Origin of the sequence: Marinobacter sp. LA51 (assembly GCF_030297175.1) — a bacterium.
Taxonomy (GTDB): Bacteria; Pseudomonadota; Gammaproteobacteria; order Pseudomonadales; family Oleiphilaceae; genus Marinobacter; species Marinobacter apostichopi.
Map to the genome: position 1 here is coordinate 157,511 of NZ_AP028070.1, position 14,302 is coordinate 171,812.

14 protein-coding genes are annotated in these 14,302 nt (G+C 59.1%); 10 read left to right on the forward strand and 4 right to left on the reverse strand.

Annotated elements, in window-relative coordinates:
- Positions 1 to 39: 39 nt before the first annotated feature.
- Positions 40 to 930, forward strand: a complete 891-nt coding sequence (locus QUE89_RS00680) for a cytochrome c peroxidase (protein ID WP_286221389.1) — start codon at positions 40 to 42, stop codon at positions 928 to 930.
- Between the two features lie 87 nt (positions 931 to 1,017).
- A complete protein-coding gene (locus QUE89_RS00685; RefSeq protein ID WP_286221390.1) occupies positions 1,018 to 1,779 on the forward strand; it encodes a DUF6969 family protein in 762 nt (253 codons plus the stop codon).
- Here QUE89_RS00685 and QUE89_RS00690 read toward each other — a convergent pair.
- Positions 1,776 to 2,048, reverse strand: a complete 273-nt coding sequence (locus QUE89_RS00690; RefSeq protein WP_286221391.1) for a zf-HC2 domain-containing protein — start codon at positions 2,046 to 2,048, stop codon at positions 1,776 to 1,778. The genes QUE89_RS00685 and QUE89_RS00690 overlap by 4 nt on opposite strands.
- Positions 2,042 to 2,659: an RNA polymerase sigma factor gene (locus tag QUE89_RS00695; RefSeq protein WP_286221392.1), complete on the reverse strand. Its 618-nt coding sequence runs from the start codon at positions 2,657 to 2,659 to the stop codon at positions 2,042 to 2,044. The genes QUE89_RS00690 and QUE89_RS00695 overlap by 7 nt, the downstream gene beginning before the upstream one ends.
- A 282-nt stretch (positions 2,660 to 2,941) precedes the next feature.
- On the opposite strand from QUE89_RS00695, the gene QUE89_RS00700 reads away from it, so the two are divergent.
- The 8 genes from QUE89_RS00700 to QUE89_RS00735 all read left to right on the forward strand — a co-directional run bounded on the left by QUE89_RS00700 (position 2,942) and on the right by QUE89_RS00735 (position 13,439).
- Positions 2,942 to 5,131, forward strand: coding sequence for a dihydrolipoyl dehydrogenase family protein (locus QUE89_RS00700; RefSeq protein ID WP_286221393.1), 2,190 nt, complete (start codon positions 2,942 to 2,944; stop codon positions 5,129 to 5,131).
- A complete protein-coding gene (locus QUE89_RS00705; protein WP_286221394.1) occupies positions 5,118 to 6,086 on the forward strand; it encodes a radical SAM protein in 969 nt (322 codons plus the stop codon). Before QUE89_RS00700 ends, QUE89_RS00705 begins: the two co-directional genes overlap by 14 nt.
- A gap of 169 nt (positions 6,087 to 6,255) precedes the next feature.
- The gene (locus QUE89_RS00710) at positions 6,256 to 7,659 is read left to right on the forward strand and encodes a sodium:solute symporter family transporter (RefSeq protein WP_286221395.1); all 1,404 of its coding nucleotides are present in this window, start codon (positions 6,256 to 6,258) and stop codon (positions 7,657 to 7,659) included.
- Positions 7,660 to 7,668: 9 nt separating this feature from the next.
- Positions 7,669 to 8,619 carry a metallophosphoesterase family protein gene (locus QUE89_RS00715; RefSeq protein ID WP_286221396.1) on the forward strand — a complete coding sequence of 317 codons (951 nt, stop codon included), beginning with the start codon at positions 7,669 to 7,671 and terminating at the stop codon, positions 8,617 to 8,619.
- A gap of 150 nt (positions 8,620 to 8,769) precedes the next feature.
- Positions 8,770 to 9,285 carry a diaminobutyrate acetyltransferase gene (ectA, locus tag QUE89_RS00720; protein ID WP_203299068.1) on the forward strand — a complete coding sequence of 172 codons (516 nt, stop codon included), beginning with the start codon at positions 8,770 to 8,772 and terminating at the stop codon, positions 9,283 to 9,285.
- A gap of 213 nt (positions 9,286 to 9,498) precedes the next feature.
- Positions 9,499 to 10,767 (forward strand): diaminobutyrate--2-oxoglutarate transaminase, encoded by a 1,269-nt coding sequence (ectB, locus tag QUE89_RS00725; RefSeq protein WP_286221397.1) that lies wholly within the window; start codon positions 9,499 to 9,501, stop codon positions 10,765 to 10,767.
- A 61-nt stretch (positions 10,768 to 10,828) separates the two neighbouring features.
- Positions 10,829 to 12,280 (forward strand): aspartate kinase, encoded by a 1,452-nt coding sequence (locus QUE89_RS00730; RefSeq protein WP_286221398.1) that lies wholly within the window; start codon positions 10,829 to 10,831, stop codon positions 12,278 to 12,280.
- 160 nt (positions 12,281 to 12,440) lie between these two features.
- Positions 12,441 to 13,439, forward strand: coding sequence for a sigma-70 family RNA polymerase sigma factor (locus QUE89_RS00735; RefSeq protein WP_286221399.1), 999 nt, complete (start codon positions 12,441 to 12,443; stop codon positions 13,437 to 13,439).
- A 43-nt stretch (positions 13,440 to 13,482) separates the two neighbouring features.
- Here QUE89_RS00735 and QUE89_RS00740 read toward each other — a convergent pair whose 3' ends face one another.
- Both QUE89_RS00740 and QUE89_RS00745 read right to left on the reverse strand, forming a co-directional pair.
- On the reverse strand, positions 13,483 to 13,938 hold the full coding sequence (locus QUE89_RS00740; RefSeq protein ID WP_286221400.1) for a DUF3429 domain-containing protein: 456 nt from the start codon (positions 13,936 to 13,938) through the stop codon (positions 13,483 to 13,485).
- Positions 13,935 to 14,255 (reverse strand): DUF6482 family protein, encoded by a 321-nt coding sequence (locus QUE89_RS00745; protein ID WP_286221401.1) that lies wholly within the window; start codon positions 14,253 to 14,255, stop codon positions 13,935 to 13,937. Before QUE89_RS00745 ends, QUE89_RS00740 begins: the two co-directional genes overlap by 4 nt.
- Positions 14,256 to 14,302: the final 47 nt, after the last annotated feature.

The window sequence follows — 14,302 nt, forward strand, 5'->3', positions numbered from 1 at the left end:
GAGGCTTCGCCACTAACTCTGTGATCAGGGAGAGATGTCATGACTAAAATCCACCCACTACGACAAGCGATTCGCGCCAGTCAGCAACACCGGCACAGCAACTGGTGGTCGGCGTTGCTGGTGACCGCCTTGCTGACCGGTGGCGGCGGTGTTGCAGCAGCCTGTAACCCGTGTTCGCCATGCAAGGGTAAATGCGGTGCGTCGCAGCAGTGTAAGGCAGGGTGCAACCCCTGCGCCGGAAAGAATCCCTGCGCGGCCAAGAATCCCTGCGCTAGCAAAAACCCATGCGCGGTGAAGAATCCGTGTGCCACTAAGGGCTGCAACCCCTGTGCGGTCAAGGGCTGTAACCCTTGTGCCACGAAAGGCTGTAATCCCTGTGCCGCGGCTGGCAAGTGCGCCGCCAAGCCAAATCCCTGCGCCGCCAAACGGGTAACGCGACCGGCCGGCTATCAGCCGTATGAGGGCAACCCTTGCGCCCTGGTGGCCATGGGTAAGAAGCTGTTCAACGACACCTCGCTGAGCAGCAACGGCCTGGCCTGCTCTACTTGCCACAACAACGGCGCCGGCTATAACGCCACCTTTGCCGAAGCCTATCCGCACTCGGTGGCCATGGCCCGGGATGTCTTTGGCATGGGAACCGTGCACCTCGACGAAATGGTCCAGATCTGCATGGTTCGCCCCATGGCCACGGAACCTTTGCCCTGGGACGGCGAGCAACTGGCGGCGTTAACGGCGTATATGGCCAAGGTACAGACTGAACTGGCGGCCAATCCCTGCGCCCTGAAAGGCGGTAAATGCGGTGCCTGCAACCCGTGTGCGGGCAAGAACCCTTGCGCCACGAAGAACCCGTGTGCCACCAAAAACCCGTGCGCGGCCAAGAATCCATGCGCATCGGCACAGCTGAAAGCCACGGCAGCATCGGCGGCTTGAGGCGAGATGCTGACCGGAATCCGGTGGCGCTTGGTTCATTAAGGCCACACGCCATCGGAACCGGCGCAATGGAAGAGGGAGACAGGTATGACGCAGAAAACACTGATTAAGCTTCAGTCACCGGAGCTCACCAGCATCAGTGACCAGCAGATTCGAACCAGCCTGGCGGCGATCAGCGAGATTCGGGAATGCTACCGGGTGCTGGAAAAAGGCGGCCTGAACATCGTCGGAGAGGTGTTGCGGGGCCAGGGGCCGTTCTACGAACTGGATCACTACCCCAAGGACGATGTTTTCGATGCCGCTACGGCATCTCAGTACTACTACCATGCCCACCGCAGCGACCATGACGAGCATGGCCATTTCCATCTGTTTTTGCGGAATTCGGCGTTGCCCGGCGAGGCGGAGCCTGTGCTGGGCCCTGTGGGCAAGGATCGGGTCGCGCACCTGGTGGCGATCGCCATGGATGCCTGGGGGTTTCCTACCGAGTTGTTTGCGGTCAATCGCTGGGTTACCGATGAAAGCTGGCTCGGGGCTGCATCGGTAATTGCGTCGTTGGATCGGTTCAATCTTGACCACGCTTACCCGAGTTGGCCAGTCAATCGCTGGCTCACGGCGATGGTGCGTTGCTACCGACCCCAGGTCGAAGCGTTGCTGCGCCACCGTGACCAGGTGCTGGCCGAGGACAGCGGGCGATCACTGGCAGACGTTCTGGAAGATCGGCGGCTGGAAGTGACCGGCACCATTCCGGTGGATCTGGATAGCTGGGCGGCGGCGCTCACCGGGGAGCAACAGCGACGGGCCCTGTCCTGGTTGCCATCGCCTGAACCGGCATTGGCGAACAAGGCTTAACGGTCCGAATCTGGGTCTGCGTCAGGAGCCTCGGGGCGGTGGCTCAAGGCCTCAGTGACGCAATGGTTGATGCGATCAATCACTGACTGTTCAACGCGCGCGGACGAATGCCCCCGCAGCAGTTCCGTGCTCGCCCGTAGATTGCCGATGAATGAGCGGCAGTGGCGGCACATCATCAGGTGCATTTGCACGGACAGGCGTCTGCCGGTGCTCAATTCGCCGTCTATGTAGTCGCTGGCAATCCCCGCCAGCTCGCGGCACATTAGCATTCGCCGGTCTCCTGAAACGTTTCCACCATCAGAAAGATTTTCTGACGCGCACGATGAAGCATAACCCGCAGGTTAGATGCACTGACATCGAGAATGTTACAGACGTCATCGGATTTGTGCTGGTGCGCTTCGTACAGGATCAAAGCCGAACGCTGATTTTCCGGCAGGTGGCCAAGGTGCTTGTCGAGGCAATCGCTCAGGGCGCCGTTCTCCAGCAGAGCGTCGGCGGATTCGTCAAACCGCAACTTTGGTGGCGTGGCCCAGCGGCCCGAGGCTTTGAACCGGCTGTCCAGCTCTGGTTCCAGGCGTTCTGAAAAGTCGGTAGTGATCTCGCGGTGGCTGGTCCGCAGCTGGTTTTTGCAGCGATTGGCCACAATCCGGTGGAGCCAGGTTTTCAGGCCCGAGCGGCCCTCGAAACGTCGAATGGCGTCGATCACCGTGACCCAGCAGTCCTGCACGATTTCCTCGGCGTTGGCGGGATCAACATAGTAGCGTGCAACCGCGAGCATGCCGGCGGTATAGGTCGAGACGGCCTCGGTAAAGGCGGCTTGTTCGCCACGCTTCAGGGCTTCAACCAGTCTGCTTTCATCAAGATCCGGGTGCGCGTTCACGGTCGCTCTCTGCCGATTGGTGGTTGTTCAGCCATTGGTCCGCGCTGGGCGGCTCAGGTTCCCGATAAATTGGCCTGAACGTGGATTTTGTTCTCAAGCTTAGATCAGGAACCAGATTTTTGAGGGGATTGTTATTAATTTGTGACCTTTACTGCTTCTGACTCACGTACTCTGTACTTAATGCGAATTATGTCAGTACGGGAACTTTTTTCTCGAGGAACTGTAACAACGGCTCCATTTTAGCGTCGATGACGTAACCAATGTTTAGCAAAGGATGATGTGATGAACGCGAAAAAGTGGCTGACGATTCTGGCCATCGTGGTTGTAGTGGCGGCCTTCTGGAGCAGCGGAGCCCAGGAATACCTGACCCTCGATGCCCTGAAAGCCCACCAGCAGAGCCTGGATGCCTGGATTGTCGACCATGCCTGGATGGCGGTTGGCGGCTACATGGTAATTTACATTGCGGTGACGGCGCTGTCGTTGCCGGGCGCGACCATCATGACCCTCGCTGGTGGTGCGTTCTTTGGCAATGTCTATGGCCTGGCGGCGGTGTCTGTCGCCTCCACCATCGGCGCTTCCATCGCCTTCCTGGTGGCTCGCTTCCTGGCCCGCGACACCCTGCGGGAAAAATACGCCAGCACGGTGGCGCGAATGGATCGGGGCATCGAAAAAGACGGCGCTTTCTACCTGGCCACCCTGCGGCTGGTGCCGGCCTTCCCGTTTTTCCTGATCAACATCGCCATGGGCCTGACCGCCATGAAACTGCGCACTTACGCGCTGGTCAGTTGGGCCGCCATGCTGCCGGGTACCTTCGTGTATGTGAACGCCGGCACTCAACTGGCGCAGATCGAGTCCACCGGTGACATCGTTTCGGCCGACCTGCTGCTGTCCTTTGCCTTGCTGGGCCTGTTTCCGCTGATTGCGAAATTCGTGGTCGGCTTTATCCGCCGGCGCCGGGTGTATGCCGGCTGGCAGAAACCGGCGTCGTTTGATTACAACCTGCTGGTAATCGGTGGTGGCTCCGCCGGCCTGGTGTCGGCCTATATTGCGGCCGCGGTGAAGGCCAAGGTGGCTTTGATTGAGCAGCACAAGATGGGCGGTGACTGCCTGAACACCGGCTGTGTACCGTCCAAGGCGCTGATTCGCAGTGCCAAGGCGGCGGACACCCTGCGCCATGCCAACCGATATGGCCTTGAGGCAGTGCCGGTCAAAGGCTCGTTCAAGGCCATTATGGATCGGGTGCAAAACGTCATTGCCAAGGTCGAGCCCCACGATTCGCCGGAGCGTTACCGGAAACTTGGCGTCGACTGCATCTCGGGCCACGCCAGTTTCGTATCGCCCTGGGAGTTGGAAGTTACCCACAGCGATGGCCATACCGAGCGCCTGACGGCTCGCAGTATTGTTGTTGCCACCGGCGGCAAGCCGGCGATGCCGCCGATTCCCGGTCTGGCCGAGATGGAGCCGCTGAATTCCGACAACCTCTGGTCCCTGGAAACCCAGCCGGAACGGTTGCTGGTACTGGGTGGAGGGCCGATCGGTTCGGAGCTGGCCCATGCCTTTGCCCGCCTCGGTAGCCAGGTGATTCAGGTGGAGATGGCGGACCGGTTACTGATGAAAGAGGACAGTGACGTTTCCGAGTTGATCAAGAGCCAGTTTGAGCAAGATGGCATCGACGTGCGCCTGGGGCATGCGGCCAAGGAGTTCGCCATCGAAGACGGTGAGAAGGTGGTGTACTGCGAGCATCAGGGCGAACGGGTGCGTATAGCCTTTGACCAGGTACTGGTCGCTGTTGGTCGTGCGGCCAATACCCGGGATCTGGGTCTGGACAAGATCGGGGTCGAAACCCTGCCCAACGGCACGGTGCCGGTGGAAGAAGATATGAGCATGCGCTACCCGAATGTGTTTGCCTGTGGCGATGTGGCTGGCCCGTATCAGTTCACTCACGCCGCTGCGCATCAGGCCTGGTATGCGGCGGTGAACGGACTGTTTGGCCAGTTCAAGCGGTTCCAGGTGGATTATCGGGTTATGCCCTGGGTGACGTTCACCTCGCCGGAGGTGGCCCGGGTTGGGCTGAGTGAAACGGAAGCCAAGGAGCAGGGCGTGGCCTACGAGGTGACTCGGTACGGTCTGGATGATCTCGATCGCGCCATTGCCGAAAGTGCCGATCATGGCTTTATCAAGGTGCTGACGCAGCCGGGCAAGGACAAGATCCTGGGCGCGGTGGTCGTCGGGACTCACGCCGGTGAAATTCTGGCGGAATTTACCCTGGCCATGAAGCATGGTCTGGGGCTGAACAAGATTCTGGGCACCATTCATCCCTATCCCACCTGGAACGAGTCGGCCAAGTTTGCCGCCGGGGAATGGAAACGGGCCCACGCGCCTCAGGGCGTGTTGAATCTGCTGGAAAAACTGCACGGCTGGCGCCGTGGCAAAGACACCAAAGAATCTCGGAGCGTATATGCCCCTGACTGAAACACGGCCGGCTCGGAAGCGCATTCCGGCGGTTGAAGTGCTTGAACCCCGAGCGCGGGACAGCTGGACCCACACCCGCAACGGCGATCCGCGTGGCTACATTGACGCCGATCGCCTGAAGGAGCTGTGGATCCACACCGGCACCGCCTGCAATCTGGCGTGTCCGTTCTGCCTCGAGGGCTCACACCCGGGCGATGGCCGTATTCCGGGCATGAAGCTTAGCGATGTGGAGCCGTTTATCCACGAAGCCCTGGAGATGGGTGTGGAGCAGTTTTCGTTCACCGGCGGCGAGCCGTTCGTGATCCGGGATTTCGTCAATATTCTCGATTACGCCAGCCAGCACCGGCCCTGTTTCGTGCTGACCAACGCCACCGAGCCATTGCTCAAGCGCAAGCACCAGGTGCTGCCGCTGCTGGATAATCCCTACCCGATCCATTTTCGGGTCAGTCTCGATTTCCCCAGCCGGGCACGCCACGACAAGGATCGGGGTGATGGCAGTTTTGATCAGGCGCTGGAGGGAATCCATTGGCTGCTGGAACAGGGCTTCAAGGTTTCCATCGCTCGTCAGACCGATCCGGATGAGATTCCGGCGGAAGTGGAGGCGGAGTTCCGCGCCATCTTCCGGGAGTGGAACATTGCCGAAAACCTGGCCTTTACCGCGTTTCCGGATCTCGGAACGCCAGGATCCGAGGACGGCAGTCCGGAAATTACCGAGACCTGCATGGAGAAGTTCCCGACCAAAGACAGCCGGGGCCACTTCATGTGCACCTATACCCGGATGCTGGTGAAGAAGGGCGATCAGGTTCGGGTATTTGCCTGCACGCTGGTGGATGACGATCCGCAGTACGATTTGGGCGGTACGCTGGCCGAGAGTATGGATGAGCGGGTTATGTTGCGGCATCACCGGTGCTTTTCCTGTTACCGGTTTGGGGCGAGTTGTTCGGCGCCTGGCTGATAATCGTAGCCTGCTAGTTGGGTATTGGCGGCCTGTGGGGCGGGAACTTTTCTCCTTGGGAAAAGAACTCGCTTTGCTCAGACACCTTTTCCTGGCGGAGAAAAGTTCCCGCCCCACAGACCGCGCTGACCTTGGTGCGGTCTTCTAAATACAAGAGTGGAAGTGAGAGATGACAACTTTTGAAGGCGCCCTGTTCTGGGGCTTTTTGGTGGTGTACGGCGTTGTGATGTACGTGCTGTCGCCCAAGAGCAAGAACGCCAATTCGTTTTACAAGGGCGCCGATGATCAGGGCAATCCGGTTGGTCAGTGGTCACTGACCGCCAGTATCTTCATCAGTTGGATTTTCGCCAAGTCGGTGACCAATGCCGCTAACCTGGGTGCTGCCTACGGGGTGACCGGCGGCCTGGCTTACGCCAGTTACTGGCTGTCGATTCCGGTGGCCGGCTACATCATCTACCTGATCCGGACCCAGACCGGGGCCCGTTCGCTTCAGGACTTCCTGACTTCGCGCTTTGGGCGGCTGGCGTCACTGGCGTTCGCCGCGGCGATTCTGATCCGGTTGTACAACGAGGTCTGGAGTAACACCGCCGTCGTGGGCGGTTACTTTGGCCTGCCGGGGCAATGGGAGTACTACGTCTCGGCCATGCTGTTCACTATCTTCACCCTGGCCTACAGCCTGAAAGGCGGGCTGCGGTCGTCGATCTTCACCGATGTGATTCAGGCGGTGGTGTTCGTGTTCTTTGTCGGGGCCGTGCTGTTCCTGATCATTCCTGCCAACGACACCAGTGCCCTGCTTAATAACGGCGAGTTCCGGCTGGATGCCGGTTTTGACCTGTTGCTGGTCGCGCTGTTGCAGATGTTCAGCTACCCGTTCCACGATCCGGTCCTGACCGACCGGGGTTTCGTGAACAAGGAAAAGACGATGCTGAAGAGTTTTGTGGTGGCGGGTCTGCTCGGCTTTGTTGCGGTCTTTATCTTTAGTCTGGTGGGCGTGCACGCCCGTCTGAACGGCATTGACGCCATGGGCAATGCCCCGGCCGCAGTGGGTCAGTCGCTGGGTCTGGCGGCGCTGTTCTTCATGAGCGTGGTGATGATGACCTCAGCGGGCTCGACGCTGGATTCCACCTTTACCTCGTTGGCCAAATCGTTGGCGGTGGATCTGCCGCGGCTGGCGCGTCGGGCCAAGGACCGGCTGCCCAGTATCCGGGTTGGCGCGGTGGTGATGGTAATATTTGCCTTTGCCGGTAACCTGCCGATGTTCGCCGGCACCGATATCCTCAAGGCCACCACCATCTCCGGCACCATGGTGATGGGGCTGGGTCCGGTGTTCCTGTTCTACGGCTTTACCCAGTGGTCGCCGTGGAGTTTCCACCTCAGTTTCTGGACCGGGCTGACGCTTGGCGTGTTGCTGGCGGTGGGGCTGATTCCGGCCAGCTGGGCCATTGGCGAGGGCAAGTACGCCATGTTGCTGGGTGTGAACGCCTACGGCTTCCTGATCTGCTCTGGTGGCTTCTTCCTGCCCCTGTTGCTGCGTCGCCTGGCCGGTCGCTCGCTCGCAGCTGGCGAGGCCTGAGGCCGCGTTATGACCGAAGGTCGAAGTTGTCCACTGGCATACCGGTACCGGGCCGACCAATTGTGTGCCGAGCCAATACCCGTCTCGGAAGACGTGATCTACGTTATTGGCGGTCTGTACGGCAACCCCCAAGCCCTGACGGAGATCGAACGCATGGCCCGGGCCGAGGAGCAGGCCGGGCGCCGGGTGCGGCTGGTATTCAACGGCGATTTCAACTGGTTCAACGCTAGTGACGAGCTGTTTCAGGACATTAACCGTCGGGTGCTCCGGCACACTGTCAGCTTGGGTAATGTCGAGTTCGAGCTGGCCAATCCCAGCGACGAGGCCGGGTGTGGTTGTGCCTACCCGGACTTTGTTGACCAGGGCGTGGTAGAGCGGTCGAACCGCATCATGACCCGACTTCAGGGTATAGCCGCCCACCACCCGGAACTTCAGGATCAGTTGGCGCGCCAGCCCCGCTATCTGTGCCTGATGTTTGGAGGCCTAAAGATTCTGGTTGTGCATGGTGACCCGGACTCCCTGGCTGGTTGGGGTCTGGCCCATGAGGCCTTCAGTGCCGGCAACGATTCTGCCGTGCAGGCCTGGTTTCAGGCCACGGATGCCGATGTCATTGCCTCCACCCATACCTGCCTGCCGGTGCTGTGGTCGGGACGGGTTGGGGAGCGGACGCGGACGGTGGTCAATAACGGGTCGGCCGGCATGGGTAATCTGTACGCCGATGCCCGCGGCCTGATTACCCGCATCAGCACCGAAGCCCCTGTAGGTGGCGCTGTTGTCGGCCATGATCAGGGCAGCGTCCGGATTTCCCTGGTGCCCGTGGCCTTCGATCTCGAGGCCTGGCTGCCGCAGTTTGATGGCTTATGGCCGGCCGGTTCAGATGCGGCTCTCTCCTATCGATCCCGCATCGTTCAGGGCGCGTCCCTGGCACCGGAGCAGGCGGTTTTTGGTTCGGTCTTCTAACCAATTTGTCACTGGCGAAAGCGACAAACCGGGCTATTCTGAATAGATGAATTCGGGGGCCGCAGGTGGGTGCAGCGAATCGCTGACTTGATATATATTTTGTGGTCTATATAATTCTGCACTAACTTTTTAAGACAAAAAGATCACGCTATGACATCTGAAGGCTCGAATACCACCGCCATCACCCTCCGTACACCGGTTAAGGATGATGGCTTCCGTTTGCACCAGTTGGTGGCTGAATGCCCGCCTCTGGACCCCAATTCTATTTACTGCAACCTCTTGCAGTGCAGCCACTTTGCCGAAACCGGCGTGGCCGCGGAGAAGGAAGGCGATCTGGTCGGCTTTATCTCCGGATACATCCCTCCCCAACAGCCCGAGACCGTGTTTGTCTGGCAGGTGGCCGTTCACGAGAAAGGTCGTGGTCAAGGCCTGGCCAAGCGGATGCTGAAAGAAATCGTTGGCCGTGATGCGTGCAAAGCTGTGACGCACATGGAGACGACGATCACCGCTGACAACGAGGCTTCCTGGGCGCTGTTCCGCTCATTCGCCCGTGATCTGGGAGCTGAGCTCACCTATCACGAGCACTTCGAGAAAGAGACCCACTTTGGTGGGCAGCACGATTCTGAGTTCCTGCTGCGCATCGGGCCCTTCACGAAGCCTGTCTGAGAGCCCCGGTCCACCACGCCGGCCCATGTCCGGTGGTGAACGACTGTGAGACTGTGTTTGGACAAGCTGGCAGACCGCTGAGGTAGGTCTGCCATTCAGCTTTAACCAACGCACGGCGGGCTTTATTGCGATCGGCACTTCACTGTTTGACGCACTGCTAGATTGGCCCCCCGCGCATTTACCTCGAACCTTACATGCTAAGAGGCGAAAATAATGGAAATTTTTAAGTCCACTGAGTCAGAAGTACGCGTATACAGCCGTGCCTTCCCGGTGATTTTTAATCGTGCGAAAAACGCGCACCTGTACACCGAAGATGGCAAGGAATACCTGGACTTCCTCGCGGGTGCCGGTTCCCTGAACTACGGGCACAACAACGACATCCTGAAGAAGGCACTGCTTGAGTACATCGAGGCAGACGGCGTCAGCCAGGGCCTGGACATGTTTACCACGGCCAAGCACGACTTCATTGAGTCGTACAAGAAGCACATCCTTGATCCCCGTGGTCTGGACTACAAGATGCAGTTCACCGGCCCTACCGGCACCAACTGTGTTGAAGCCGCGCTCAAGCTGGCCCGGAAAGTAAAAGGCCGGAACGGCATTATCTCGTTCACCAACGGCTTTCACGGTGTGACCATGGGCGCGGTCGCGGCCACGGGTAACAAGCATCACCGCGGTGGTGTTGGCACCCCGCTGGGTAACGTCGACTTCATGTTCTACGACGGTTACCTGGGCGAAGACGTCGACAGCCTGCAGATCATGGACAAGCTGCTCTCCGATGGCTCGTCCGGCTTTGAGCTGCCGGCGGCAGTCATTGTTGAAGCCGTGCAGGGTGAGGGCGGTTTGAACGCCTGTCGTGCTGAGTGGCTGAAAGGCCTGTCGGATCTGTGCAAGAAACACGACATCCTGCTGATCCTGGATGACATCCAGGCGGGTAACGGTCGTACCGGTGAATTCTTCAGCTTTGAGTTCGCAGGCATCAAGCCGGACATCGTCACGGTTTCCAAATCCCTGAGTGGCTATGGTCTACCGATGGCGCTGGTGCTGTTCAAGCCGGAGCTGGATGTTTGGGATCCGGGCGAGCACAACGGCACCTTCCGTGGTAACAACATGGCGTTCATCACCGCACGTACTGCGGTAGAGACCTACTGGAAAGACGACGAATTCGCCAACGAGGTGAAAGCCAAGACCAAGGTTCTGGGTGATGCCCTGCAGGCGATTTGCGACAAGTATCCTGGTCAGTTCAAAATGAAAGGCCGAGGTCTGATGCGCGGCATCGAAGCAAAGAATGCCGATCTGACCGGTGCGATCACCAAGCGCGCCTTTGAGCGTGGCCTGATCATCGAGACCAGCGGTCCGAACGACGAGGTCATCAAGTGTCTGATGCCGTTGACGACCAGCGAAGACGATCTGAAGAAGGGCGCCGCTCTGCTGGCGGAAAGCGTTGACGAGATCGTGCAGGAAGGGGTCAGCGAGGCGTCGTAAGACGCTCCGCCTCCCCGGCCAGCCCAGATCTTTCAAACTGCAGGATAGCGAAGGCAAACCTATGACTACGCAACAGCACACCGTTGAGAAAATCGGCGGCACCTCGATGAGCAATTACGAGGCTGTCCGAGACAACATCATTATTGGTAATCGCAGCAAGGACGAGCTTTACCAGCGTATTTTCGTGGTATCCGCCTATGGCGGCGTTACCAACGAGTTGCTGGAGCACAAGAAAACGGGCGAGCCCGGGGTCTATGCCCTGTTTGCTGATGCCGAGTCGGACTGGGCCTGGGGCGACGATCTCACCAAGCTGGTGAAGTTTCTCACCGACCTGAACGGTGATCTGTTCGAAGATCCGATGCTCAAGCAGCAGGCCGACCAGTTCATTACCGACCGGATCGAAGGCGTCCGGGGTTGCCTGATCGACTTGCAGCGTCTGTGTTCCTACGGCCAGTTCCAGCTCGAGGAACATCTGCTGACGGTACGGGAGATGCTCGCCGGCATCGGTGAGGCCCACAGTGCCTTCAACACCGCACTCAAGCTGCAACAGGAAGGTATCAACGCCCGGTTTGTCGACCTGACCGGCTGGCGTGATGCCGAGCTGCTGCCGCTGGACCAGAAGCTCAAGCAGGCGTTTGACGCTGTCGACCTGACCCGGGAACTGCCTATCGTCACCGGTTATGCCCAGTGCAAAGAAGGTCTGATGCGTACCTTCGACCGCGGCTACAGCGAGATGACCTTCAGCCGTGTCGCGGTGATCACCGAGGCCCGGGAAGCGATCATCCACAAGGAATATCACCTGAGCTCCGCCGATCCCAACATTGTTGGTGAGGACAAGGTGGTACCGCTGGGTCGTACCAACTACGACGTTGCTGACCAGCTGGCCAATCTGGGCATGGAAGCGATCCATCCCCGTGCCGGTAAGGGCATGCGCCAGAATGAAATTCCTTTGCGGGTGATGAACACCTTCGAGCCCGAGCACACCGGCACCCTGATCACCGGCGATTACGTCAGTGAGACGCCTCAGGTGGAAATCATCGCCGGCGCCAAGGGTGCGTTTGCCATCGAAGTGTTCGACCAGGACATGCAGGGCGAGCCCGGTTCCGACCGCCGGATTCTGGATGTGCTTAGTCGCCTGAAGGTGCGCTTCATGGCCAAGGACACCAACGCCAACACCATCACTCACTATGTGGGCAGCACGCTCAAGCACGTGAAGCGGGTGGTGCGCGCATTGAAGGAAGAGTTCCCGAACGCTGAGATCAGCACTCGCAAGGTGTCACTGGTGTCTGCGATTGGCAGTGACATCAAGGTGCCGGGTATTCTGGCCCGGTCGGTGAAGTCGCTGGCGGACAACGAGATCAGCGTGCTGGCGATTCACCAGTGCATGCGCCAGGTGGACATTCAGTTTGTGGTGGATGAAGACCATTACGAGAAGGCGATTGCGGCCCTCCATGAGGTTCTGATCGAACCCCATAATCACGAGTACGCGATCGTCGCGGCCTCAATCGAGTAACCGCATCTCCTCTGAAAAGCCTGGCCGCCATGCGGTCGGGCTTTTTTGTTTTCAGGCCCCCTGATTCCTGTCCAAAACGCCGGCTCCGGCCCCTCTGCTGATAAATCCATCAGTGCCCCTCGGACGTATTCTTGTTAAATTTCTGACCGGTACCAAAGCTATGCGTAAGACCGATAAGCTAGGACCGTCTCCGACTACAGCCAACGATGGCGAAAGGGATTCCCTGGTTGGGTTGTACTTCAGGGATGCGTCCCGGTATGAACTCTTAACCGATGTGGCAGAGCGCCGCCTCTGTCGCAAACTGATCTTGTGTTACCGCGTGCTTAGCACCGAACTGGCGCTGCCGGAGGATACGCCCCAGACCTTCAGGGCCGTTGTCGGCAGCCTGGGCGATGCGTGTGCCTTCTCATCGCGCAGCCGTCGGGCCTTTCATCTGGCCACCGCCTGTCGCCGCAAGCTGATTCAGAGCAACCTGAGACTGGCGGTGCACATTGCCCGTCGCTATTCCCAGTACGGTATTCCGATGTCGGATCTGATCCAGGATGCCAATGTTGGCCTGATCAAGGGCGCCGAACGGTTTGATCCCACCAAGGGCTTCCGGTTTTCCACCTACGCCTACTGGTGGATCAGCGAAGAAGTGAAGCGTTGCCTGCAGCGGGGCAACCGCCTGGTGCATACCCCGGAAAACGTCGTTGACGAGATCCGGCAATTGCAGAAGGTGTCGTTGAGCATGCATCAGCATCTGGGCCGCACGCCGTCGCAATCGGAGCTGGCTCAGGAGATGGAAGCGTCGCCGTCACGAATCGGTGAGCTCAGAGCCCTGGCGTTGAGGGAAATTTCCACGGACGTACCGCTGGTTGAGGACGGCTCGGTTACGCTGGGTGACAGTCTGGAAAGTGGCGAGCAGGCCGCGCCAGACCATTCGATGTCTGAGCGCGACAACACCCGCACTCTGGCCGCGATGTTGAGTGAACTCAATGATCGGGAAAAAACGATACTGTCGCGCCGATACGGTCTGGGCCTGCCCGAACCGGACACCCTGCAGGTCATCTCTGACGACCTGGGCATCAGTCGGGAGCGGGTGCGTCAAATCGAGAAGACCGCGTTGAAAAAGCTGCAAGCCAGCTTCAACGGCTTGGAAGATATGTTGGGAGCCTGAAGGTTCAAACCAATAGCCGGTAAGGGCGTGAAGCCCTTATCGATCAGACACCATGCAGCAGCACATACCACGTCCCGACCGTCAGCTGGCAGACCAGAACGACCAGCGTTAGTACCAGCCTCATGCGCAAATACCAGGACGGCCAGTACACCCGCATCCAGCGCACATCAACTGCGTACAGCGCCAGATAGGCGATGCTGTAGAGCACCACCTGCCCGAGTGTCGGCAGCAGCAGCCCAACCCCTGCGATGATGAAAAAGATTTGGCTTAGCACCATAGTAACGAAGGGCGATTGCGGGTAGGAGCAATTCTCCAGCTGCATCGCAATCGGCCAGTACACCCCCGCCATGAATGCCAGGATGCCGGCGCTGTAGACATAGAACCATGAGATCGCCGTGACACTGAATTGTGGCAACAGGAACAGGCTAGCGACGGCGGCAATGAACGGAAAGAGCCCAGCGATGCCAACGACGATCGCCAGTCGCGCTACGGCGATCACGGTTGTTCCCTCTGCTCTTTCTCTTTCTGAACACGGATGCGCAGGGGTTCAATTTCCGCAGGCTCCATGCCCACCATTTCGTGGTAGGCGGAAGGATGGACGACCTGGGTTTCCCGCACCCGAATGGCGGCAAGGGTATCCTGCAACTGCCATGCGCTGCGGAACAGACTGGTGATGCCGCGCTTGTCCGACAGCAGCAGTTGGCGCCCACTCACGGTCAGGCGTGCCATGTAGTGCTGGCCTTCCAGGGAGATGATTTCCAGCAGGTCAATGACCAGGTCATTGCTGGTTCTCAGTTCTTCCAGGGTGATTCTCACGATGACGCTCCGAGGAGTTGAAGATATAGGCAGTCTTACGACCCTGG